22 protein-coding genes and 3 tRNA genes are annotated in these 24,160 nt (G+C 50.0%); 20 read left to right on the forward strand and 5 right to left on the reverse strand.

Annotation, left to right across the window (positions count from 1 at the left end; translation table 11 throughout):
* The first annotated feature begins 6 nt into the window (after nt 1-6).
* The 9 genes from lolB to KG631_RS14140 all read left to right on the forward strand — a co-directional run bounded on the left by lolB (nt 7) and on the right by KG631_RS14140 (nt 5,420).
* Nucleotides 7-612 carry a lipoprotein insertase outer membrane protein LolB gene (gene lolB, locus KG631_RS14100; protein WP_214000319.1) on the forward strand — a complete coding sequence of 202 codons (606 nt, stop codon included), beginning with the start codon at nt 7-9 and terminating at the stop codon, nt 610-612.
* The gene (gene ispE, locus KG631_RS14105; RefSeq protein WP_214000320.1) at nt 609-1,460 is read left to right on the forward strand and encodes a 4-(cytidine 5'-diphospho)-2-C-methyl-D-erythritol kinase; all 852 of its coding nucleotides are present in this window, start codon (nt 609-611) and stop codon (nt 1,458-1,460) included. The genes lolB and ispE overlap by 4 nt, the downstream gene beginning before the upstream one ends.
* A gap of 70 nt (nt 1,461-1,530) precedes the next feature.
* Nucleotides 1,531-2,466 carry a ribose-phosphate pyrophosphokinase gene (locus tag KG631_RS14110; RefSeq protein ID WP_245861606.1) on the forward strand — a complete coding sequence of 312 codons (936 nt, stop codon included), beginning with the start codon at nt 1,531-1,533 and terminating at the stop codon, nt 2,464-2,466.
* A 151-nt stretch (nt 2,467-2,617) separates the two neighbouring features.
* Nucleotides 2,618-3,235 carry a 50S ribosomal protein L25/general stress protein Ctc gene (locus KG631_RS14115; protein WP_214000395.1) on the forward strand — a complete coding sequence of 206 codons (618 nt, stop codon included), beginning with the start codon at nt 2,618-2,620 and terminating at the stop codon, nt 3,233-3,235.
* Nucleotides 3,235-3,837, forward strand: coding sequence for an aminoacyl-tRNA hydrolase (gene pth / locus KG631_RS14120; RefSeq protein ID WP_214000321.1), 603 nt, complete (start codon nt 3,235-3,237; stop codon nt 3,835-3,837). The genes KG631_RS14115 and pth overlap by 1 nt, the downstream gene beginning before the upstream one ends.
* Nucleotides 3,838-3,874: 37 nt before the next feature.
* The gene (ychF, locus tag KG631_RS14125; RefSeq protein ID WP_214000322.1) at nt 3,875-4,966 is read left to right on the forward strand and encodes a redox-regulated ATPase YchF; all 1,092 of its coding nucleotides are present in this window, start codon (nt 3,875-3,877) and stop codon (nt 4,964-4,966) included.
* Nucleotides 4,967-5,140: 174 nt separating this feature from the next.
* A tRNA-Met gene (locus KG631_RS14130) sits at nt 5,141-5,217 on the forward strand.
* A gap of 18 nt (nt 5,218-5,235) precedes the next feature.
* Nucleotides 5,236-5,320 (forward strand) — tRNA-Leu (locus KG631_RS14135).
* 25 nt (nt 5,321-5,345) lie between these two features.
* A tRNA-Gln gene (locus KG631_RS14140) sits at nt 5,346-5,420 on the forward strand.
* Nucleotides 5,421-5,608: 188 nt separating this feature from the next.
* Here the strand turns inward: KG631_RS14140 and KG631_RS14145 are convergent.
* Complete coding sequence (locus tag KG631_RS14145) at nt 5,609-6,805, reverse strand: FAD-dependent oxidoreductase (RefSeq protein WP_214000323.1); 1,197 nt, start codon at nt 6,803-6,805, stop codon at nt 5,609-5,611.
* 166 nt (nt 6,806-6,971) lie between these two features.
* Here KG631_RS14145 and aguB point away from each other — a divergent pair, with 166 nt between their 5' ends.
* The 3 genes from aguB to ppiC are packed head-to-tail and all read left to right on the forward strand — an operon-like array spanning nt 6,972 to nt 9,253.
* Nucleotides 6,972-7,862, forward strand: coding sequence for an N-carbamoylputrescine amidase (gene aguB / locus KG631_RS14150; RefSeq protein WP_365869138.1), 891 nt, complete (start codon nt 6,972-6,974; stop codon nt 7,860-7,862).
* Complete coding sequence (aguA, locus tag KG631_RS14155) at nt 7,859-8,971, forward strand: agmatine deiminase (protein WP_214000325.1); 1,113 nt, start codon at nt 7,859-7,861, stop codon at nt 8,969-8,971. The genes aguB and aguA overlap by 4 nt, the downstream gene beginning before the upstream one ends.
* A gap of 3 nt (nt 8,972-8,974) precedes the next feature.
* Nucleotides 8,975-9,253 carry a peptidylprolyl isomerase PpiC gene (gene ppiC / locus KG631_RS14160; RefSeq protein ID WP_214000326.1) on the forward strand — a complete coding sequence of 93 codons (279 nt, stop codon included), beginning with the start codon at nt 8,975-8,977 and terminating at the stop codon, nt 9,251-9,253.
* Here ppiC and KG631_RS14165 read toward each other — a convergent pair.
* Nucleotides 9,250-10,521 (reverse strand): DEAD/DEAH box helicase, encoded by a 1,272-nt coding sequence (locus KG631_RS14165; protein WP_214000327.1) that lies wholly within the window; start codon nt 10,519-10,521, stop codon nt 9,250-9,252. The two genes, ppiC and KG631_RS14165, sit on opposite strands and share 4 nt — an antisense overlap.
* Before the next feature lie 117 nt (nt 10,522-10,638).
* Here KG631_RS14165 and KG631_RS14170 point away from each other — a divergent pair, with 117 nt between their 5' ends.
* The 6 genes from KG631_RS14170 (at nt 10,639) to KG631_RS14195 (ending at nt 16,272) form a co-directional block, all read left to right on the forward strand.
* Nucleotides 10,639-10,872 carry a GIY-YIG nuclease family protein gene (locus tag KG631_RS14170; RefSeq protein WP_214000328.1) on the forward strand — a complete coding sequence of 78 codons (234 nt, stop codon included), beginning with the start codon at nt 10,639-10,641 and terminating at the stop codon, nt 10,870-10,872.
* Nucleotides 10,872-11,774, forward strand: a complete 903-nt coding sequence (locus tag KG631_RS14175; RefSeq protein ID WP_214000329.1) for an AEC family transporter — start codon at nt 10,872-10,874, stop codon at nt 11,772-11,774. Before KG631_RS14170 ends, KG631_RS14175 begins: the two co-directional genes overlap by 1 nt.
* Before the next feature lie 9 nt (nt 11,775-11,783).
* Nucleotides 11,784-13,094 (forward strand): mechanosensitive ion channel domain-containing protein, encoded by a 1,311-nt coding sequence (locus tag KG631_RS14180; protein ID WP_214000330.1) that lies wholly within the window; start codon nt 11,784-11,786, stop codon nt 13,092-13,094.
* Entirely contained in the window at nt 13,095-13,913 is an 819-nt protein-coding gene (locus KG631_RS14185; RefSeq protein ID WP_214000331.1) for an NAD(P)H-binding protein, read from the forward strand. It abuts the gene before it with no gap.
* A 119-nt stretch (nt 13,914-14,032) separates the two neighbouring features.
* Complete coding sequence (locus KG631_RS14190; RefSeq protein ID WP_301003822.1) at nt 14,033-15,376, forward strand: DUF4397 domain-containing protein; 1,344 nt, start codon at nt 14,033-14,035, stop codon at nt 15,374-15,376.
* A 137-nt stretch (nt 15,377-15,513) separates the two neighbouring features.
* Nucleotides 15,514-16,272, forward strand: coding sequence for a transporter substrate-binding domain-containing protein (locus KG631_RS14195; protein WP_214000333.1), 759 nt, complete (start codon nt 15,514-15,516; stop codon nt 16,270-16,272).
* A gap of 39 nt (nt 16,273-16,311) precedes the next feature.
* Here KG631_RS14195 and acnA read toward each other — a convergent pair whose 3' ends face one another.
* Nucleotides 16,312-19,029, reverse strand: coding sequence for an aconitate hydratase AcnA (acnA, locus tag KG631_RS14200; RefSeq protein ID WP_214000334.1), 2,718 nt, complete (start codon nt 19,027-19,029; stop codon nt 16,312-16,314).
* A gap of 168 nt (nt 19,030-19,197) precedes the next feature.
* Nucleotides 19,198-20,400, reverse strand: a complete 1,203-nt coding sequence (tyrS, locus tag KG631_RS14205; protein ID WP_214000335.1) for a tyrosine--tRNA ligase — start codon at nt 20,398-20,400, stop codon at nt 19,198-19,200.
* Nucleotides 20,401-20,547: 147 nt separating this feature from the next.
* On the opposite strand from tyrS, the gene KG631_RS14210 reads away from it, so the two are divergent.
* Together KG631_RS14210 and KG631_RS14215 are read left to right on the forward strand one after the other, a co-directional pair.
* Nucleotides 20,548-21,885, forward strand: coding sequence for a peptidoglycan DD-metalloendopeptidase family protein (locus KG631_RS14210; RefSeq protein WP_214000336.1), 1,338 nt, complete (start codon nt 20,548-20,550; stop codon nt 21,883-21,885).
* 12 nt (nt 21,886-21,897) lie between these two features.
* Complete coding sequence (locus KG631_RS14215; RefSeq protein WP_214000337.1) at nt 21,898-22,986, forward strand: anhydro-N-acetylmuramic acid kinase; 1,089 nt, start codon at nt 21,898-21,900, stop codon at nt 22,984-22,986.
* A gap of 26 nt (nt 22,987-23,012) precedes the next feature.
* On the opposite strand, the gene KG631_RS14220 is transcribed toward KG631_RS14215, so the two are convergent.
* Nucleotides 23,013-24,143 (reverse strand): sodium ion-translocating decarboxylase subunit beta, encoded by a 1,131-nt coding sequence (locus KG631_RS14220; protein ID WP_214000338.1) that lies wholly within the window; start codon nt 24,141-24,143, stop codon nt 23,013-23,015.
* Nucleotides 24,144-24,160: the final 17 nt, after the last annotated feature.

Raw genomic sequence — 24,160 nt, forward strand, 5'->3', positions numbered from 1 at the left:
TTCAGCGTGTCAGTAACAATTAAGTGGTTAACTCTGGTCGCATTACTGTTACTAACCAGTGGTTGCAGCCTGCTTTCCCAACCCGCACCAGCAAAAACGCTGGACAGTTCAAAGCGACTGGAGCGAATAACTGCTATTGAACAATATACGGTGCAGGCTTCTGTTGGCATTAAAACGCCGGATGAATCAGTCAGTGGTAACCTGACCTGGCAACAGCATAACACTGAACACTATAAAGCGCGGCTGGCTAATTTCTTAGGAATAAGCTTATTCGAGCTGACCAATAACGCTGATGGCAGCAGTATTCTGCTGCGCGGAGAGCAGTATCAGGCTGTCGATACCAGCAGCTTACTGTGGCAACTTGCCGGCTGGTCTATGCCGCTGGCCGATATGCCGCTGTGGCTTAAGGGTATGCCGGGGCAGGCGGCAACGGCCATCGAGTATGACGAACTCGGCCGGGTTAAGGCGTTTCAGCTGGTAGATAGTACCGGTATTGCCTGGCAATTGCGCTATCAGAGCTTTTTTACCGATGAACTGGCCTTACCGCAAAAAATTAATTTAACCAGCGATGACACCAAAATTCGTTTTCATATCCGGAGCTGGCAATTATGACCTTAAGCCTGCCTGCCGTGGCCAAGCTCAATTTATTTTTACATATTACCGGGCGCCGCGCAGATGGCTACCATAACTTACAAACGCTATTTCAGTTACTGGACGTTGGCGATGAGCTACATTTTACCCCACGCGCCGATAATCAACTGAATTTGCAATGCAGTGATCCGACCTTGCAGGGGCCGGATAACCTGATCATTAAAGCCGGCCGTTTATTGCAGCAACACACCGGTTGCATGCTTGGCTGCGATATAGTGCTGGATAAAAAGCTACCGATGGGCGGCGGCCTTGGTGGCGGTTCATCCGATGCTGCCACCACCTTGCTGGCGTTAAACACCCTATGGCAGCTAAAACTAAGCCAAGCACAACTGGCAGCACTGGGGCTGCAACTGGGCGCCGATGTGCCGTTGTTTGTCCGGGGTTTCAGCGCTTTTGCCGAAGGTGTAGGCGAAATATTAGTACCGGTGCACCTGCCTGAAAAAACCTATTTAGTGGTCACGCCGCCCTGCCATGTCAGTACTGCAGCGATTTTCCAGCATCCGGATTTAATCCGTAACAGCCCACCCCTTAGTCTGGATACGTTGTTTAGCAGTCCATGGCGCAATGATTGTCAGCCACTGGTCGAACAGCTGCAGCCGATTGTTGCATTAACCTTACAGTGGTTGGTAGAATATGCGCCGTGTCGAATGACGGGTACTGGCGCCAGTGTGTTCGCCGAATTTCCGGACGCGGCCAGTGCTCAGCATGCCCTAGCTCATCTGCCGGCAAGCTGTCGCGGATTTATTGCAAAGGGAGTCAACCAGTCGCCGGTAATGGCGGCGTTGGCAGATACGGAATTCAACGCCTGATGCCTGTAACAACGGCATTTAATGATTTAACCGGACTCACCACCGCCCTGAGGATCCTACTGTGCCCGACATGAAGGTTTTCGCTGGTAACGCCATACCAGATCTAGCTAACAAAATTGCCAGCCGTCTCTACATCAAACTGGGAGATGCCGACGTTGGCCGTTTCAGTGATGGCGAAGTTAGCGTACAAATCAATGAGAATGTTCGTGGTTCTGATGTATTTATTATTCAGTCAACCTGCGCCCCAACCAATGACAATTTAATGGAGTTAATTGTCATGGTGGATGCATTACGCCGCGCTTCTGCCGGCCGGATCACTGCTGTCATACCTTACTTTGGCTACGCCCGTCAGGACCGTCGGGTACGTTCAGCCCGGGTGCCTATCACCGCTAAAGTTGTCGCTGACTTCTTGTCCAGTGTCGGGGTAGACAGGGTGCTTACCGTTGACTTACATGCCGAACAAATTCAGGGCTTCTTCGATGTGCCGGTAGACAACGTATTTGCCAGCCCGGTATTGCTGGAAGACATGCGCAAGAAATCACTGGTATCACCGGTGGTGGTATCGCCGGATATTGGTGGTGTAGTCCGGGCCCGTGCCGTGGCCAAGCTATTAAACGACGCTGACTTAGCCATTATTGATAAACGCCGGCCAAAGGCCAACGTGTCGCAGGTAATGCACATTATTGGTGACGTCAAAGACCGCGACTGTATTATCGTCGATGACATGATTGATACCGGCGGCACCTTGTGTAAAGCCGCAGAAGCGTTAAAAGAGCAAGGCGCTAAACGGGTATTTGCGTATGCCACCCACGCGGTATTCTCTGGCAACGCCCCGGAAATTATCAGTAATTCGGTCATTGATGAGCTGATAATTACTGATACTATTCCACTGTCTGAAGCCATGAAAGCCGTCAGCAAGGTGCGCCAGCTTACCTTAAGTGAACTGATGGCAGAGTGTATTCGCCGGATCAGCAACGAAGAGTCTATCTCGTCAATGTTTGACTAAAACCGTTATCCGCTTTTACTAAGGCGCCTGTTGGCGCCTTTTTCATTTGCAGCTATCCGGTGCTGGTGGTAATATGTCGCGCCTTTTGAAGGGGCAATCAGGTTGGGGCTGGTCGCAAGCCGCAACAACAATCACTTTATTGGAGTACATCATGTCTGATGCAATTTTCACGTTAACTGCAGAAGTCCGTACTGACCTGGGGAAAGGTGCGAGCCGCCGCCTGCGTCACGAAGACAAAGTTCCAGCCATCATTTATGGCGGACATAAAGATGCCTTATCTGTTACTTTAGAGCACTCTAAGCTGTTAAAAGCGCAAAGCTTTGAAGCATTCTACTCTCACATCCTGACCATCACTGTCGGTAAAGAGAAGATCCAGGCTATCGTTAAAGATATGCAACGTCACCCGTACAAGCCAAAAATCATGCACGTTGACTTCCAACGCGTTGAAGCTGGCCACGAACTGACCACTATCGTTCCGATCCATTTCTTAAACGAAGAAATGCCAATCAAAAAAGGCGGTGTAGTTATTCACGCCCTGAACGAAATTGAAATCAGCGTATTACCAAAAGACTTACCAGAGTTTATCGAAGTTGACCTGGCTGATGTTGAAGTAGGTACTACCTTGCACCTGACTGACATTAAAGCACCTAAAGGTGTTAGTTTTGTTCAGTTAAACAAAGGTGAAGGCCATGACCTGCCAGTGGTATCTGTGAACAAGCCTGCTGGTAAAGCCGTTGATACAGAAGAAGAAACTGAAACTGCTGAGTAATGTCTGACGCATTACCTGCCACTGTTCAGTTAATCGTGGGCCTGGGTAACCCGGGCCCCGAGTACCAGCATACCCGGCACAATGCCGGGGTCTGGTTTGTAGAAAAGCTGGCTCATGCCTTTAATGTCAGCCTGAAAAATGACAGTAAGTTCTTTGGTTATACCGGTAAATTCATTTGTGCCGGCCAGGAATATAAACTGCTTATCCCCTCTACTTATATGAATCTCAGCGGTAAAGCCGTATTAGCCATGGCGCAGTTTTATAAGCTGGCACCGGAAAACATTCTGGTGGCGCATGATGAGCTGGCGCTAGAGCCTGGCATTGCTAAATTTAAACTGGGTGGCGGCCATGCCGGCCACAATGGTTTACGCGATATTATGGCGCGTCTGAGTAACAACCCGAATTTTTACCGGTTACGCCTGGGTATTGGTCATCCCGGCCATAAAGATCAGGTGACCGGTTTTGTGCTGGGCAAAGCCCCGGCCAGTGAACAAAAATTAATAGATGCCAGCATTGCTGAGGCAGTAAGTTGCTTTGACATTCTGGCGCGCGACGGCTTAGTAAAAGCCCAGCATCGCTTACACAGTTTTAAAGCCAGCTAGCCCTGCGGCCAGCAACACAGCCTGAAGGAAAATTATTATGGGTTTCAAATGTGGTATTGTCGGCCTGCCTAACGTCGGTAAGTCTACCTTGTTTAATGCGTTAACCAAGGCAGGCATTGAAGCAGCCAACTTCCCGTTTTGTACTATTGAGCCCAATACCGGCGTAGTACCGGTACCTGACTTACGGCTGGACAAACTGGCTGAAATTGTTAAACCGCAACGGGTCATTCCTACCACCATGGAATTCGTCGACATTGCCGGTCTGGTCAAAGGCGCCTCCCGCGGTGAAGGCCTGGGCAATAAGTTTCTGGCGAATATTCGCGAAACCGATGCGATTGGCCATGTCGTTCGCTGTTTTGATGATGAAAACATTATTCACGTTGCCGGTAAAATAGACCCGGCTGATGACATCGATACTATCAATATGGAGCTGGTGCTGTCAGACATGGACAGCGCCGAGCGTGCTATTTTCCGGGTAAGTAAAAAAGCCAAGGGTGGCGATAAAGACGCCAAAGCCGAAATACTGGTCCTGGAGAAAGTAAAAGCCCATTTAGAGCAAGGCAACACCTTACGCCAGCTGGAGCTGGACAAAGAAGAAAAAGCCCTGATTGCCTATATGAACTTTTTAACCATTAAACCAACCATGTACATTGCCAACGTGACCGATGACGGCTTTGAAAACAACCCTTATCTGGATATCGTCCAAGCCATAGCGGATAAAGAAGGCGCCATCGTAGTGCCGGTTTGCGCCGCCATTGAGTCAGAAATTGCTGAGCTGGAAGATGACGAAAAAGCAGAGTTCATGACCGACATGGGCCTGGAAGAGCCAGGTTTAAACCGGGTTATTCGCGGTGGTTATTCGCTGCTGAGCTTACATACCTACTTTACCGCAGGGGTTAAAGAGGTGCGGGCCTGGACTGTCGCTATTGGCGCCACAGCACCACAAGCCGCCGGGGTTATTCACACCGACTTTGAGAAAGGCTTTATCCGCGCCGAAGTAGTGGGCTATGATGATTTTGTTAATTTTAAAGGCGAAGCAGGCGCGAAAGAAGCCGGCAAATGGCGGCTGGAAGGCAAAGATTATATTGTAAAAGATGGCGATGTAATGCATTTTCGCTTTAACGTTTAATACGGTTTTTGCTTATGAAAAGCCGCTGCCATTGCAGCGGCTTTTTTTATCGGCCCGGTTTTGCGTATAAAAACAGCAAACACACCCGTCCAGAGCACTAAACGCAAAAAAACGGTTGACGCTAATATGTCAGATCAGCATAATACGCGCCACTTGCTTAGGACAAGTTAGCGTGGCTACATAGCTCAGCTGGTTAGAGCACAGCACTCATAATGCTGGGGTCGCAGGTTCGATTCCCGCTGTAGCCACCACTTAATTTTCCTATGTTTGCGGGAATGGCGGAATTGGTAGACGCACTGGATTTAGGTTCCAGCGCCGCGAGGCGTGAGAGTTCGAGTCTCTCTTTCCGCACCATAACAAGCAAGTAAGCAGTTTCTGCAGGGGCGTAGCCAAGCGGTAAGGCAGCGGGTTTTGATCCCGCCATGCCCAGGTTCGAATCCTGGCGCCCCTGCCATATTTAGAAAACCCAGCCCCGGCTGGGTTTTTGTTTATTAGCTCCGGTGTTAGTCCTGCCGGTTACAACTTCTTTTGTGCTCGCCACAGCAACTATTCCGGGCATCCTGCCCTACACCCCCTGGGCCAGCTAAAGCTGTTCAAACTCGTTCCGGACGAGTTTGTCCCTCGCGCTTCGCACTCGGTCAGTTATTCGCTACCAACAGCATAGCGGGCAACCAGGGTTTTCAGCATGCTGCTGCGCGAGGCAACCGTCAGGGCCAGCTGGCGCAGGTTGCGCAGCGGGGCGATATCATTGCCAAATAGCTGATAAAAGCCATCCATAGTACTCATCATCAGTAAATTAGCCGGTTTACGTTTGCGCTGATAGCGGCTTAGCAACCCAGCGCTGCCAATATCCTGCTGTTGTTGGTGGGCGCTGATAATCAGTTCAGTCAGCAGCTTTGCATCGGCAAAGCCAAGGTTTACCCCCTGCCCCGCCAACGGATTAATGGTATGGGCGGCATCACCTGCCAGCACCACTCTACCCGAGTAATAACTGTTGGCATCCATCCGCGCTAACGGAAACCAGCTGCTACTCACTACTTCTACCTTTCCCAGCTGCGCAGGAAAAGCCTTTAGCAACTCCTGGGTAAGTTGCTCAGGCTTAAGGCCTGCCAACTGTTTTACCCGTGGTGTATCTTCATACCAGACTATCGACGCCTGCTGGCCTGGCAGCGGCAAAAACGCTTTCGGGCCCGTTGGGGTAAACTGCTGCCAGGTAACATCCTGTTGTGGATAAGGCGTGTTGACCAATGCCACTAAACAGGCTTGCTGATACTGCCAGCCATTGGTGCCAATACCGGCTAACTGGCGTAACTGCGAATTACCACCATCAGCAGCGATGACTAATTTGCTACTAAGCTGCTGGCCGTTATCTAAAGTGAGTAAGGCGCTGTCTGAGGCTTGACTAAGCGCCAAAACCGACGCCGGACAAAACAGTGCCAGATTAGCCGGGAATTGCTGCCACAGTGCCAGCTGCAGCAAATTATTTTCAACAATATGGCCAAGGTGGCTACTCTTAACATCGGCAGCATCAAAGGTAACCAAACTTTGCGGCTGCTCAAACGCCTGCAGCCGCTGATAAGGACACAGCCGCATTTGTTGTAATGGTTGCCAGGCGCCAAGCCTGGTTAACCAGGCTTCACTGGCCAGGTTAATTGACGATACCCGCAAATCCGGCGCACTGTCAGGCTCAAAACTTACTGGCGCTTGCTTTTCAATCAACGCCACCTGTAAACCCGCCTGGCTCAGGCTGAGCGCAACAGCCGCACCAACCATGCCACCGCCAACCACCGCGACATCAACAGTCAGCTGCTCAGAGGTATTTTTTGCCACTGTTTTCATTGTCCTATCTGGCCTCAATAATCCCGCTTGACCGTATTGTACGTCAGCATCAGAAAAAAGCGAAAATCGTTGACGACAGCACAAAAATGCGGCATTTTGCGCGCCCTGTTTGGCAAGTATTGTTATGAATGCTAGCCTGTTGGTTTAAACCTTCTGCTGGAGATAACTGATGCGTAATGTAACCGTTGCTGCGACTCAAATGGTGGGCGGCTGGAATGTGGAAGAAAACATCGCCCGTGGCGAAAAGCTGGTGCGCGACGCAGCGGCCAAGGGTGCCCAAATCATTCTGCTGCAGGAGCTGTTTGAACGTAACTACTTTTGTCAGAAGCAAAAGCCGGCTTACCTGGAATTTGCTACCACGGTAGAGGAAAACCCGGCTGTTCAGCATTTCACGAAAATCGCTAAAGAACTGAATGTAGTGCTACCAATCAGTATCTACGAGCGCGCCGGTAACTGCCTGTACAACAGTGTGGTGATTATCGATGCCGATGGTGAAAACCTCGGCACCTATCGCAAAAGTCATATTCCGGATGGCCCGGGTTACAGCGAGAAGTATTATTTCACCCCGGGTGATACCGGCTTTAAGGTGTGGCAAACCCGCTATGCCAAAATTGGCGTCGGCATTTGCTGGGATCAGTGGTTTCCAGAGTGCGCCCGCAGCATGGCATTAATGGGCGCAGAGTTGCTGTTTTATCCAACCGCTATCGGCAGTGAACCACATGATGCCACAATCAATTCGCGGGACCACTGGCAGCGCACCCAGCAGGGCCACGCCGCAGCAAATTTAATGCCGCTGATAGCGTCAAACCGGATTGGTACCGAAACTGAAGGTGATTTCCATATTACCTTTTATGGCAGCTCCTTTATTGCCGATGCCACCGGCGCTAAAGTGCAGGAAGCAAACGAAACTGACGAAGCGGTGCTGGTGCATACTTTCGATTTAGACAAAGTGGCCGCTGATCGCCGGGCCTGGGGCCTGTTTCGCGACCGTCGTATCGACATTTACGATACAGTGTTAACCAAAGATGGCAAAGTAAACCCGGAGAACAGCAAGTGAGCCGCTTACTCCCAACCACCCCCAAACACGATGGTTTTAGCATGCCAGCCGAATGGGCAGCGCATAAACAAACCTGGATGGTATGGCCGGAGCGGACCGATAGCTGGCGGATGGGTGCCAAGCCGGCCCAGCAGGCTTTTTGCGCCGTTATTGCTGCTATTGCCCGTTTTGAACCGGTAACGGTTGGCGTGTCGGCGGCACAATATGCCAATGCCGAAGCGCAGCTGAGCAAAGCTGGCGCGCTGTATCCGGTGCGGGTGGTAGAAATATCTAACAATGACGCCTGGTGCCGTGATACCGGCCCGACTTTTGTTACTAATGACAAAGGTGAAGTGCGCGGTATCGACTGGACGTTTAATGCCTGGGGCGGCCTGAACGGCGGTTTGTATTTCCCGTGGCAATATGACGATCAGGTCGCCGGTAAAATTCTGGGTATTGAGCATATACCCCGTTACCGCACCGAAGGTTTCGTGCTCGAAGGCGGCGCTATCCATGTTGATGGTGAAGGTACCTTGCTAACCACGGAAGAATGTTTGCTCAATACCAACCGCAACCCGCATTTAAGCCGGGAAAAAATTGAAGAAATACTGGCAGAGTACCTCGGGATCAGCAAAGTATTGTGGTTGAAAGACGGTATTTTTAACGACGAAACTGATGGTCACGTTGATAACATGGCCTGTTTTGTAAAACCCGGCGAAGTGGTATTAGCCTGGACTGACGATCAAAACGACCCGCAGTATGCGCGCAGCAAAGCGGCACTGGACTATTTAGAGGCCAGCACTGACGCCAAAGGCCGGAAAATTAAAGTACATAAACTGCCGCTGCCTAAGCCAATTATTGCCAAGGCAGACGAATATGCCACAGTAGATGCGACCTTAAGCGCTATTCCGCGCGAGGCCAATGCCCGGCTGGCAGGCTCTTACATTAACTTTTATTTGTGTAATGGCGGCCTGATTATGCCCACCTTTGATGACCCAAATGATAAAGTTGCCGCTGAAATATTACAGCAGCTGTATCCGGATCATCAGGTGGTTACCGTGCCTGGCCGGGAAATTTTACTGGGCGGTGGTAATATTCACTGTATTACCCAGCAGCAGCCTGCGGGTTAATTTATGTCCAAAGCTTGTGCCTTACATATTCTGGTTAAAACCCGGGAAAAAGCCGAAAAACTGAAACAGCAATTAGCCAAAGGTGCTGACTTTGGCAAATTAGCTAAGCAACACTCGCTATGCCCGTCAGGCAAAAAAGGTGGCGATTTAGGCGAGTTTCGTAAAGGCCAGATGGTGAAAGCCTTTGACGATGTCGTATTCAAGCAGGCGGTATTAGAAGTGCATGGCCCGGTGAAAACCCAGTTTGGTTTTCACCTGATTAAAACCCTGTATCGCAGTTAAGCCTTGCCGAGAGCCTTCGCTCTCAGTTTGGCTTTTAGTTTACCCTGCGCCTGGCGTTTGGCGGCACCGTCGTGACGCCCGGGCCGCTGGCCTGGTTTGCGGGCCACCGCTTCGTTCGGTGCTTTATAGCTGGGATCGTGCTCGTAACCTGGCAACACTTCAGTGTTTAACACTTGTTGGGTTAGCTTTTCAATATCCTGTAAGGCGCCCACATCTTCCGGCGTGACCAGCGTTACCGCACTGCCACTCATCCCGGCGCGGCCGGTACGGCCAATCCGGTGCACATAGTCTTCAGCGACCTGCGGTAAATCGTAGTTTACCACATAGGGTAACTCGCTGATATCCAGGCCGCGGGCAGCGATATCGGTCGCCACTAATACCCTTACCGACCCCGCTTTAAAATCGGCTAATGCTTTGGTGCGGGCGCCCTGGCTTTTATCGCCATGAATTGCTGCCGTCTTTAAACCATCTTTCTGCAGTTGTTTGGCTAAGCGGTCAGCACCATGTTTGGTGCGGACAAACACCAGCACCTGTGGCCAGTTGCGGGCGCCAATTAAATGCGACAGCATTTCCCGCTTACGATGCTTATCAACCAGATACACCTGCTGGCTTACCCGGTCAGCAGTAGCGTTAGCTGCCGCCACTTCCACCAGCACCGGCTTGTCTAATAGTTCATCGGCCAGTTGCTTAATGTCATTGGAATAGGTGGCCGAAAACAGCAAGGTTTGTCGTTTCGGCGGCAACTTGGCCATGATGCGTTTAATATCTACCACGAAGCCCATATCCAGCATCCGGTCAGCTTCATCCAGCACCAGCACTTCCAGCTGGCTTAAATCGATGGTTTGCTGATGCAAATGATCAATCAACCGGCCAGGCGTAGCCACCAGAATATCCAGCCCCTGCTCGGCATCATCATACTGCGGCCGGATTGACACGCCACCATAAAACACTGCGCTGCGACAACTGACATGACGACTGTAGGTTAGCACGCTGTCGTGCACCTGCTGCGCCAGCTCACGAGTCGGAGTAAGCACTAAAACTCTTACCTGACCGGCAGTTAACACTTTCGGTGCATTGAGCAAGTGCTGCAGCAGTGGTAAAGTAAAGGCTGCGGTTTTACCGGTACCGGTTTGCGCTCCGGCCAGCACATCTTTGCCGGAGCGAATAAGCGGAATACTGTGTTGTTGCACGGGTGTAGCCTCGGTATAACCCTGCTCGGTTAATACCCGTAAAATAGGCTCTGCCAGCCCTAAAGATTGAAACGACATTGATGATCCTGACTGTGCCTGTGCCAGACTGGCAACGGCAAAATAAAGTGCGATTATAACAGAAGCACGCAAAACAAGATATTCAGCACAATGACAACAAGTCCCTGGTTTCTTTATATGATACGCACCGCCGCAGGCCAGCTCTATACCGGTATCAGCACCGATCCGGTCAGGCGCTTACGGCAACACAATGGCGAGCTGCGTGGGGGGGCTAAAGCACTGCGCGGTAAAGGGCCTTTGCAGCTGGTTTATCAGCTGGCTATGGCAGACCGGGCAACCGCCAGTAAAGCTGAGTATCAGCTTAAACAACTTTCAAAAGCTGCAAAAGAGCAGCGGATAAGCGAGCAGTAATGGATAATTTTTACCTGGTACTGGCGTATCTGGTTATCGGTTTTAGCTTACGCCGGCTGCCGGCAATGCCGGAAAATAGCGGCATAGTACTGAATATCTATGTACTTTATGTCGCTTTACCAGCGCTGATTTTAAAAAATGTACCGCTGCTACAGTTTTCCAGCGAGTTATTAATTCCGGCACTCACCCCCTGGTTTCTGCTGCTGGCCGTAGTCGCGGCGGTATTGCTGTTAAGTAAATTGTTTGGCTGGACGCGGGAAGTTACCGGCGCGTTGCTGATTGTGCTGCCACTTGGCAATACCTCATTTTTAGGCTTTCCGATGACCCAGGCGCTGTTTGGCAGTAGTGCCATGCCTTATGCAGTGGTATATGATCAAGTGGGCTCTTTTATTGCCCTGGCTACCTACGTCACGATAATCGCGGCGATTTACAGCCCGCAAGTCAGCAAACCCACCGTAAAAAGTATCATCATTAAAATTATCAGTTTTCCGTCTTTTATTGCTCTGCTGGCCGGATTACTGCTAAGAAACGTTAGTTTCCCGTCTTTAGCCGACGCCCTGATCAACAACCTTGCTGCTACTTTGGTGCCGGTAGTAATGATTGCCGTGGGTTTTCAGCTAAGCTTTCGGTTTAGTAAAAGTGAAATATCACCGCTGGTTTCGGCATTAACCATTAAGTTATTAATGATGCCGTTGTTAGCCTGGGCTATCTGGCGCGGTCTCGGCCAAACTGGTCTGGCAGTTGATATCAGTATTTTTCAGGCGGCAATGCCGCCAATGATTTCTGCTGGCGCTATTGCCATTATGGCAGGCCTGGCACCACGGCTAGTCAGCGGTATTATTGGCTTTGGTATTTTACTTGGGCTGGTTAGCCTGCCGCTGGTTTATTGGTTATTGGTTTAAAGGATACCTATGCAAAGATTTAATGAAATCAGTGCCGAAATACTGCGCAGCCTGCAGCAAATTGATTTCTGGTGGCAATTACTGGCACTGACCGTTGCGCTCATACTGGCGTCTTTAACCAATCGTCGCTTACAGCGGCTGATGGAATCTCAAAATACCCACGACACCGGCTTGCGCCATTTAGCGGTGCGCAGTATTCAACGATTACTCTGGCCGCTAACTGCCCTGATAATTCTGGTGCCAGCCAAAATAATTTTTGAAATGAGTAACCTGCCGGTGCAAATCCTCGATGTGGCTGTACCGGTGCTGGTTGCGCTGGCAGTGATTCGGATAACGGTATATATCCTGCGTAAAGCGTTTAACGTCAGCCCGCTGTTAAAATCGTCTGAAAATTTGTTAGCAGGTATTATCTGGCTTGGCGTGCTGCTTCATATTGCAGGCTGGTTACCCGGCTTACTGGCCGTGCTGGAAAGCCTGGCAATGACCGTCGGTGAAACCCGTATTTCCGTGTTGGCGGTGTTAAAGCTGGTCTTAATGATTGCCCTGGCTTTTACCCTGGCTATCTGGCTGGCAGAGTTTATCAGTCAGCGGGTACAACGCTCGGCTTATATCAGCCCCAGCATGCAGGTCGGTTTTGCCAAATTCAGTAAGTTTATTTTAATTACCGTTGCTTTTCTGGTGGCGTTAAACGCGGTAGGCATTAATTTAAGCTCGCTGGCGGTATTTGGCGGCGCGCTGGGGGTTGGTCTTGGCTTTGGTTTACAACGTATTGCATCCAACTTTATCAGCGGTTTTATCCTGGTGTTTGACCGCTCAATAAAGCCGGGCGATATTATTACCGTGGGCCAGAACTTCGGTTGGGTTGAGCAACTGAATGCCCGTTATGTGGTGGTGAGAAACCGTGAAGGTGTCGATACCCTGATCCCGAATGAAAATCTGATTACCTCTGAGGTCATAAACTGGAGTTACGCTGATACCAATGTCCGGATGATTATTAAAGTACAAATTAGCTATGATGACGACCCTGAACAGGCACTGGCATTAATGCTGGAATGTGCCAAAGTGTCACCCAGGGTGCTGACTGAACCAGCACCAACGGTGCGGTTGATGGAATTTGCGGATAGTGGCATTGAGCTGCAACTCAGAGTCTGGCTTGCTGATATGGAAAAAGGCACCGGCGAAATTCGTTCCGCCATTAATCTGGCTATCTGGCGGGCCTTTAAACAAAACAAGATTACTATCCCCTATCCGCAACGTGATTTACACATTAAATCAGGTTGGCCACCTGCGCCTGAGCCGCTGACTAAAGATACTGATTAAATGACAAGCATCTTATTGGTTGGCCTTGGTGATCTCGGATCGATGATAGCGACAGAAGCAATGCAACAAGGGATGACAGTGCAAGCAATGCGCCGTCAAGCCAAAAGCCTGCCAGGGGTTAAGCTGATTCAGCATGATGCTACAACCCCCTGGCCAGCTTTAGCAGATAACGTTACAGATCTGGTGCTGTGTGTTGCGCCGGATGGCCGCGCCGATGAAGCTTACCGCCTTGCCTATCTGCAAGTGGCTGAACATGCAATCCATTGGCTGAGAAAACAGCCTGCCCCCCCCCATGTCTGGTTGGTGTCATCTACCAGTGTTTACGGCCAGCAGCACGGCGAATGGGTTGATGAAGACAGCCCGCGTTTACCCGAACGCAGTACAGCGAGAATTCTGGTCGCGGCTGAAGAACTCTGGCTGCAAAGTGGCCTGTCCTCTACCATGCTGCGTCCGGCAGGCTTGTATGGTCCAGGCAGAGAGATGATGCTGCGAACTGCAAAATCCGGCCAGCTGATTGTTGAAACAGAACCGGTTTATACAAATAGAATTCATATATCAGATTGTGCCCGCGCTATCATTTATTTAGTAGGTTGCAGGCAGCAGGGGCTCGTTATTGAAAATGCCTACAACCTTACCGATCTTAAGCCAGCGCGGTACGGTGAAGTTATTCAGTTTCTGCAATTGCAGTTGCATATTACTGCCAATAAACCACAGATTCTTCAGCGCGGCAGTAAAAGAGTCAGTGCCAAACGGCTGCAACTAACAGGTTTCATCTGGCAATACCCTGATTATCAGGCCGGTTATCTGACAATGTTGTAACGGCTTACTGGATTGTGTAATTAAGCGTAACCAACTGTTTGCATTAGTAAAGCGCCATAGCTATCCCGCTACTAATTCCTTAGGCTGTGCCGGTTTAACTCACCAGCATGGAACCTGATATGAAAAAATCTTTATCGATATTGTTGTCATCCTTTACCCCCTTACTTGCCCGCAGCCTGATTGTTGGTGCCGCGCTGAGTCTTGCAGCATGCGGTGGCAGCAGCGACGAGCCAGAACAACGTAAAAGCTATGTGCAGTTTTACAATGGCGCGGCAGCAACTGCCAATCCTACTTTTAAACTAGATGATACCAGTATCAGCAGTGCGAGCTTCGCCGACGCCAGCAACGTGATCAGCGTAGATACTGACAGCTATACCTTGCAGGTTACCGAAACAGGTAGCAGCAGTCCGCTGCTGTCTGACGATGTCAACCTGAGTCAGGATCAAAAGCACTTATTCATTATGACCAGTGCCGACGAACAATTTGATTATCTGAGCTTAAGTTTCGCGCGGGAAAAAGAACTGGAAGACGAATTTGACCTTTACCTGACAAATTTAGCAAACAGTCAGCCGCAGTTGGACATTTATCTGAGCGAGGCGACTGAGAGCTTTGCAGACGCCACTCTGCTTGATAGCCTAACGTTGCACGAAGTCAGCAGCGACGCCAGTCGCAATGCCACCGGCAAATACAATATCTACCTGACTGAAGCCGGCGCCGATACGCCGCTGTTTGTGGGTAAAAACCTCGACTTCAGCTTTGAAAATACCTATGTGTTGGTGGTACGCGACCAGCACGGCCCTATTGCAGAGCAATTAGCGGTTGATGTGATCTTAAATTCAAGCAGTGTTGCCCGCTATGCGCATCAGGACGCTCAGGCCCAGATCCGGCTGTATAACAGTCTGACACAGCCGGTCCAGGTTGCCCTTGATAATAACAGCCTTACCAGTCTGGCCGCAGCTGAGCTGGGTACTTACTATCAACTGACAAAAGGCGATTACAGTTTGTCTGTGCGCGATACCAACGACCAGCTCTTACTCAATAGCGCCTTACTAACCGCCGCTGCCGGCGAAAGCCAGTTGGTACTGTTATATCAGAACGAAAATAATCAGCTGGAAGCCCTGGCCATCAAAGAGAGTGACAAACCGCAAATACAGGCCAACGATGTTATTGTCAGTAACTTAATCGCTGACTTTGCCCGGCTTAATATTTATTTTATTCGCGAGGATGAAACCATTGCCACGGCCAGACACAATATCAAGAATCTGGACTTTAAAAAACAGCAAAGCCTGAACCTGCCAAAAGACTACTATGCTATTGCCCTGGTGCATGTGGCTGAAAACGGTAGCACAACCCTGCTGGATAAAACCGATAGCATGATGCTGCAACCCGGTGAACGCTATCTGCTTACGGCAGAACAGGACGACTCTGCCCCATCAGGTTACCGTCTTAATCTGACATTCTGATTTTCTGCTTTTCTTGTTTTCCAACCTGCCCCCGGTAATATGCCGGGGGTGTCACCAAAAAGCTGACAAATTGCTTTTTTTAGTAAATACTTAGTAGCTTACCAAACTCATTTGATCCGAAGGTTTACGCAGCATTTATGGTTTTACTAAAAGCAGTAATCCACGTTTTACTATTTATCAGTATTGCAACGATTTCAGCAGTAACGGTTGCCACACCGCAAAAACTTCAAGGGGGCGTGGTCCAGTCTTTTCCAGGGATCAGTGTGGTTAACGGCAAGGTGCAGCCAGAGTCCTCCTATGGCCATGCCGAAATTATTGAATGCATTGAAGCGAAACTGAACGCCCGGATTGAGTGGCAAAGTCTGCCGACAGATCGGCTGTTAAAACTGACCCGCGAAAATCAGTTAGATTTAATCTATCCGATGGGCTTTACCTCAGAGCGTGACAATTACCTGCAAGCCAGTGTCTGGCTGACTAAAGATGACGATTATTTTGTGTTTAAAACCACAACGTTAAAGCAAGCCACACTGCAGGACGACCAGCTTAAAAAGCTGCCTGTTGGGGTTAAGCGTGGCTCACCGCAGCTGCACTATCTGCAAAGCAATGATTTTCAGCATGTCCATCAGGTGTATGACTATCAGCAGTTATTGCCGTTGTTAAAAATGGATCGGGTTGACATGCTGGCTGTTCCGCAACCGCTGGCAGAGCAACTGCAGGCAGAAATGCGGGCTGATCCGACGACCGGTAATTTACAGCTTTACAATTACTATACCCGTGATGCGGGTTTTTATCTGTCGCCGGACTTTGCCGGGGCTAAATTAGATGAAATGAATAAAGCTGTCATACAGTGTCGTCAGCACACCAAAACAACTACCTCTATTAAACAAAAAAGCTGACATATCGTCAGCTTTTTTGGCATTTTACCGGCTTAACCCTCAGGCACTGCCGATCATCCGCCGCAACACATAATGTAAAATACCACCATGTTGATAGTATGCCAGCTCATTACCGGTATCAATACGGCATAACATATCAATTTTTTGCTGATCGCCATCCGGGTAAGTAATCATTACCTGAACTTTCTGCTTTGGCTTTAAGTTATTCAGACCACTTATCGTAAAGGTTTCCGCTCCGGTGAGTTGTAAATGCTTGCGATCAACGCCAGCCAGAAATTGTAATGGCAACACGCCCATACCAATTAAGTTAGAACGGTGGATCCGCTCATACGATTCAGCCAGCACAGCTCGTACCCCAAGCAGCAAGGTACCTTTGGCAGCCCAGTCCCGGGATGAGCCCGTACCATATTCTTTGCCAGCCACTACTACCAACGGCGTTTTCTGCTGACGGTAGCGCTCTGCCGCATCATAAATATCCATTTGCTCAGCGGACGGCTGGTGCAAGGTAACGCCCCCTTCAGTGCCCGGTACCATTTCATTGCGAATTCGCACATTGGCAAAGGTGCCCCGCACCATCACCTCATGGTTACCCCGGCGTGAGCCATAAGAATTAAAATCAGCCTGAGTTACCCCCATCTCCTTTAAGTAGCGTCCTGCCGGGCTGCTGGCTTTGATGCTTCCTGCCGGTGAAATATGATCGGTGGTCACTGAATCCCCCAGTAACGCCAGCACTCTTGCCTCTTTAATATCCTGCACCGGCTCGGGCTCTCGTCCCATGCCCTGGAAAAAACTAGGCTGACGGATATAGCTCGACTCTGGCCAGGTATAGGTTTTATCTTTTGGCACATCTATCGCCTGCCAGGTATCGTCACCACTAAACACATCGGCATACTCACTTTTAAACATGCTGCTCTGTACTTTAGCGACTTCGTTGGCAATTTCCTGATTACTGGGCCAGATATCTTTCAGATAAACCGGTTTACCTTGTTGATCTTTACCAACCGGTTCTTCACTCAAATCGATATTGACTGTGCCCGCTAACGCAAATGCCACCACCAGTGGCGGCGATGCCAGCCAGTTTGACTGCACCAACGGGTGAATACGCCCCTCAAAGTTGCGGTTGCCCGACAACACTGCAGAGACATTCAGGTTTTTAGCACTGATCGCCTGTTCCAATTGCTTCGCCAGTGGCCCGGAGTTACCAATACACGTAGTACAACCGTAACCGACCAGATGGAAACCCAGTTGCTCCAGCGGCTGCATCAAGCCAGCCTTCTCCAGATAACGGCTGACAACCTTAGAGCCAGGCGCCAGCGAACTCTTCACCCAGGGCTTGCGGGTCAGCCCCTTGGCCAGGGCATTTTTAGCCAGCAACCCTGCAGCCATCAGCACACTGGGATTAGAGGTATTAGTGCAGGACGTAATCGCGGCGATAACCACGGCATGGTGGTCGAGTTTAATTCTCTGACCATCCAGATCCAGATGGTCATCATGGTCCTCAGGCTGGGGTTGCCCTCCTCCTTCATCAACCATTTTTGCTTCGCGCTCAGCAGCGGCTTTCAATTCCAGTGCCAGGATATCATCACAATGCTGTTTTAACGCTGGCAAGCTGACTTTGTCCTGCGGCCGTTTCGGACCGGCCAGCGATGGCACAACTTTCGATAAATCCAGGTGTAAAATATCAGTATACGTAGCTTTATGGCCGGGCTTGCGCCACAGACCCTGCGCCTGACAATAGGCTTTAACCCGGGCAATTACCTGCTCATCACGGCCGGTTAATGCCATATAGTCCAGGGTAACTTGATCGACCGGGAAAAAGCCACAGGTTGCACCATACTCCGGTGCCATATTAGCAATAGTAGCGCGGTCAGCCAGGCTCAGATGATCCAGGCCGTCACCAAAAAATTCAACAAATTTACCGACAACTCCGTGCTTTCGCAGTAACTCGGTTACGGTTAACACTAAATCGGTCGCGGTAATACCCGCGGCAAGTTTACCGGTAAACTCCAGGCCGACCACCTCGGGTATCAACATCGAAACCGGCTGGCCCAACATGGCGGCTTCGGCTTCAATCCCGCCCACACCCCAACCCAACACACCGAGGGCGTTAATCATTGTAGTGTGAGAATCGGTACCAACCAACGTATCAGGGTAAGCCTCTGTGCCACTATCAGTGTCTTTGGCCCAGACACTTTGCCCCAGATATTCCAGATTTACCTGATGGCAGATACCGGTACCCGGCGGCACCACCTTAAAGTTAGCAAAGGCCTGCTGGCCCCAACGTAAAAAAGTATAGCGCTCAAAATTGCGCTCCATTTCTATTGCCACATTTTGCTTAAATGCTTCATCCGTCGCGAAATGGTCAACCATAACCGAGTGATCAATAACCAGATCAACCGGGGACAGCGGGTTAATTTTCTGCGGATCCTCGCCAAGCTCAGCAACCGCCGCGCGCATGGCCGCCAAATCAACAACAGCAGGTACGCCGGTAAAGTCCTGCATCAGGACCCGCGCTGGTCTGAAAGCAATTTCGCGGTCAGCATGACCATGCTTCTGCCAGTCAACCAAGGCCTGAATATCTTGTTCGGTTACGGTGTCAGCATCAAGATTACGCAGCAGGTTTTCCAACAGCACTTTTAAGCAAAATGGTAAACGGTCAACGGTGCCATGCTGGGTTGCAGCCTTCGCTAAACTGAAAATATGGTAATCCTTATCGGCAACCGTCAGTTTATCGGCATAGGGGTTGGTCTGGCTCATAACATTCCTCGTTGATTACGTATTCTCCAAGTGTAGTGCATCGGGGCGCAGATGCGAAAATGCAAGCCAACGCTTTTTTGTAATTTTGCTCTCTAACGGTTGTAAAACAAAAAAGACCGCGCTATGGCGGTCTTTTAACAGGACAAGTAAAGTCTTTGAAAATTAAAATTAATTCAGGGTTACTCTGGCGAACTTGCGTTTACCCACCTGATAAATCCCGGTAGTGCCCTTGGTAATTTCAAGCTTGCTGTCGTCAACTTTAGTTTCGCCGTTCAACTTTACAGCGCCTTGTTTAATCATCCGCAGCGCCTCAGAGGTACTTGCCACCAGGCCTGCTTCCTTCAACAGGTTGGCGATAGGCATAGTGTTGCCGTCACAGCTGAGCGTAAGCTCCGGTATATCATCCGGCAGGGCGTTTTTGCTAAAGCGCTGAATGAAGTCCTGATGCGCGGCCTCTGCAGCTGCCTCATCATGAAACCGGGCAATAATTTCTTTTGCCAGGCTTATTTTAATATCCCGTGGATTAGCGCCCTCTGCCATCTGCTGCTTTAATTCTGTAATCTCAGCCAGAGGTCTGAAACTGAGCAAGTCATAGTAGCGCCACATCAGTTCGTCTGAAATTGACATGATTTTGCCAAACATCTCAGTCGGGGCATCGGTAATACCGACATAATTACCCAACGACTTCGACATTTTCTGCACACCATCCAGCCCTTCAAGCAACGGCACCATCATTACCGTTTGCGGACGCTGACCTTCGTCTTTTTGTAACTCACGGCCCATCAGTAAATTAAAACGCTGATCAGTCCCACCCATTTCGATGTCGGCTGCAAGCGCTACAGAATCCCAGCCCTGAACCAGCGGATATAAAAACTCATGAATGGCAATCGACTGATTATTAGCAAAACGCTTTTTAAAATCATCCCGCTCCAGCATTCGGGCCACCGTCTGGCGCGAAGCAAGTTTTATCATACCGGCAGCACCAAGTTCGCCCATCCACTCAGAATTGAATGCCACTCTGGTTTTCGCCGGATCCAGTATTTTGAATACCTGCTCTTTATAGGTTTCAGCGTTAGCCAGCACCTCTTCCCGGCTTAGAGGTTTACGGGTGACATTTTTGCCACTGGGGTCGCCAATCATCCCGGTAAAATCACCGATCAGAAAAATAACCTCGTGGCCAAGCTGCTGAAAGGTTCGTAATTTATTAATTAGTACCGTATGGCCTAAATGCAGATCGGGCGCTGTCGGGTCGAAGCCAGCCTTTACTTTAAGCGGCTTACCCGTTTTTAACTTGGCAATTAGCTCGTCTTCCAGCAAGATTTCCTCGCAGCCGCGTTTTAGTTCAGCTAACGCCTGTGCCCAATCGGCCATTTTAAACTCCTGACTTAGTGCTATTTTGTCTAAACAAACGCCATTCTATAGCATGTTCCAGCCAGGGGAAACGCACAAAACTCTGGTATCTTCGAAAAAAAACGTTTATGCTCGGTTTTTGTGCATTTTCAACAGATGACGGGGCTTATGCGGCAACTGGTAGCAAAAATTCCTTCTCAACACCGTGCGTTAATCCTTGCAGTGTCGGTATGTTTAGCCATTATTTTGTTACTACCGTCCGAACAGGCTGCGGCGTCAAAAAGCAGTAACAGCAGTGCGCTGGAAGTAGGTAAACGCTACAGCCTGGATATTCCTCATAATGAACAGCCAGTTACTGAAGGTGTATCAGATACCTTTGAGTCTGATTTTACTGACCAGCCTGCTACAGAAGACAATCTGCAATGGTCAAGCCTGCAAGTGCAACGCGGTGACGTGCTGTCCAATCTGTTTAAAAAAGCCAACGTCAGTCAGCAAACCATGCTGGCTATTCTGGCGTTGGGTGACAGTACCAAAACCCTGACCAGACTGTTCCCGGGTGAAACACTTGAATTTGGTTTGAATGAACAGGGTGAACTGGCTGAATTACGATACGCCATTAATAAACTGAAAACATTAAAAGTGAGCCGCGATCCGGCTGGTAAGTTTGTCGCTGAAGAGTTGGAAAAAACGGTAGAGCACCGGCAGCAATTTGCCAGTGCAGAAATTAAATCCAGCTTCTGGAGCGCCGGTATTGAAGCCGGTTTATCAGAAGCCCAGATAATGAATCTGGCCGGGATTTTTGGCTGGGACATCGACTTTGGTTTGGATTTACGGGCTGGCGACAGCTTCAGCGTGCTTTATCAGGCCAATTATGTTGATGGTGATTTTGTTGGCTATGGCACCATTATCGCAGCGCAATTTCAGAACCAGGGCCAGGTCATTCAGGCCGTGCGCCATACAGATGGCAATTACTACAAACCCGATGGTGCCAGTATGCGTCAGGCGTTTTTGCGGGCACCGGTCAGTTTTCAGTATGTCAGCTCCAACTTTAACCCACGGCGCTTGCATCCAGTACTAGGTAAAGTTCGGGCTCACAATGGCGTAGACTATGTTGCGCCAGTAGGTACGCCCATTATGGCGGCCGGTGATGGAAGAGTTACCCACTCCGGTTATAACAACCTGAATGGCAATTATGTATTTATTAAACACGCCAATAATATTGTTACCAAGTATCTGCACTTGTCCCGGCGCAATGTTAAAACCGGCGATAAAGTAAAACAGGGCGAAACCATCGGCCGGCTGGGTGCGACGGGGCGGGTAACCGGTGCTCACCTGCACTATGAGTTTTTATTAAATGGCGTACATCGCAACCCACGCACTGTAAAACTGCCGCAAGCGACGCCATTGCAAGGCGAGGAACGCGATTTATTCATTGCCAGTGCTGCCCCCGTGTTAGCTGAGCTGCAAACCAAAGAACGGGTGTTGTTAGCGAAAATTGCGCCCTGAGGTCGCAACCTTATGTATTACATTGGCATAATGTCCGGCACCAGTCTCGATGGTATCGATCTGGTGCTGACTTGCTTCAATGACCAGCCAAAACTTATCTGTAGTGTGTTACACCCCTTCCCGAGTACACTAAAACAACAACTTCTACAACTTTGCCAGCCTGGTAACAATGAGATTGAATTACTGGGTCCAACTGAGCAACAACTGGCCCAATGTTATGCGGCTGGTGTTGCAGCATTACTGAAACAGGCAAACATCACTGCAAATTCGGTTGCGGCTATTGGTTGCCATGGCCAGACAATACGCCACCGACCGGATGGTCAATATCCATTCAGTTTGCAGATTGGCGATATGCACACGTTAGCGATGCTTTGCCAGATCCCGGTAATTGCTGATTTTCGGCGTAAAGATATCGCTTACGGTGGTCAGGGAGCTCCGTTAGTGCCAGCCTTTCACCGGGCGGTTTTTCAGCAGGCTGCCAGCCGGCGGGCTATCGTCAATATTGGCGGCATTGCCAATGTTACTCTGCTTCCGGCCGACAGTGACAGGCCGGTAACGGGCTTTGATACCGGCCCAGGCAATGCACTGCTGGATAACTGGGTAATGCACTGCCACGCGAAGCCTTATGATGAAAACGGCAGTTTTTGCAGCCAGGGCCAGGTGTTACCTAAACTGCTAAGCGCAATGCTGGCCGACCCTTACTTTGCAAAGCCTGCGCCCAAAAGCACAGGGCGTGAATATTTCAATCTCAATTGGCTGTTGCCATTCCGGCCAGAGCGCTTTAAAGCGGCCGATGTACAACGTACCCTCTGCCGTCTAACGGCGCAAAGTATTGCTGACAGCTTGCATAGCAGCCGGTTGCAACAGGTATACGTGTGTGGTGGCGGGGTCCATAACCCGGTTTTAATGGCTGATTTAGCCACCCTGTTACCCGAGTGCACGGTTAGCAGCACCGATGCTTTGGGCGTAGATGCAGATTGGGTGGAAGCCATGGCTTTTGCCTGGCTGGCCTGGGCGTATCAGCATCAGGTTACCGGTAACCTGCCAGAGGTTACCGGTGCCAGTAAAGCTTGTGTGTTAGGTGTGCCTTACTTGCCTTAACCACTCGGCAGCGTTGGCTAACGATACTAACCAACCAGCGCCAGTAAAATACCGGCCGCTACGGCCGAGCCAATAACGCCGGCCACATTGGGGCCCATCGCATGCATTAACAGGAAGTTATGCGGATTTGCCTGTAACCCCACTTTATTGACTACCCGGGCTGCCATTGGCACTGCCGACACCCCTGCCGCACCAATTAACGGGTTAATAGGTTGTTTCGACACTTTCGACATCAGCTTCGCCATTAACACGCCGGTCGCTGTGCCTATAGCAAACGCTATTGCCCCTAATACCAGAATACCCAGGGTTTGGGTGGTTAAAAATTTATCCGCACTGAGCCTGGACCCCACAGCCAGACCAAGGAAAATGGTGACAATATTGATCAGTTCGTTTTGGGCTGTTTTACTTAAGCGCTCAACCACCCCTGCTTCTCGCATCAGGTTACCCAGACAAAACATACCAATGAGTGGTGCTGCCGTCGGTAGCAACAAAATGGTAAGCAATACCAACATTAATGGGAACAACACTTTTTCCCGTTTGCCAACCGATCGCAGCTGCGTCATTTGAATTTCACGCTCAGCCTTGCTGGTCAGCGCTTTCATAATTGGCGGTTGAATAATAGGAACCAGCGCCATATAGGAGTATGCAGCTACTGCTATGGCACCGAGCAAATCGGGGGCCAGCTTTGATGCCAGGAAGATCGCCGTCGGACCATCAGCGCCGCCAATAATCGCGATTGCCGACGCTTCTTTCAGGCTAAAACTTAAACCCGGTACCCAGTTCAGGGCAATGGCGCCAAATAAGGTAGCAAAAATTCCAAATTGTGCCGCTGCTCCCAGTAACAGCATTCTGGGATTGGCAATTAGCGCACTGAAATCAGTCATTGCCCCCACGCCCATAAAAATAAGCAACGGGAAGATGCCGGTACCAATTCCCACTTCATAAATCATATACAGCAAGCCACCCGGCTCGCCCATTCCCGCCAGTGGGATATTGGTCAGAATAGCGCCAAAACCAATTGGCAGCAGTAACAGCGGTTCAAAGCCGCGGGCAATAGCCAGATACAACAGCAGAAAGCCCACCAGCATCATTACTACCTGACCCACAGTAAAATGCACTATGCCGGTCGAAGCAATCAGGGTATTAAGCGCGTCCATGTATATTCCTTAAGCCG

Origin of the sequence: Arsukibacterium sp., from assembly GCF_018402695.1 — a bacterium.
Classification (GTDB): domain Bacteria; phylum Pseudomonadota; class Gammaproteobacteria; order Enterobacterales; family Alteromonadaceae; genus Alishewanella.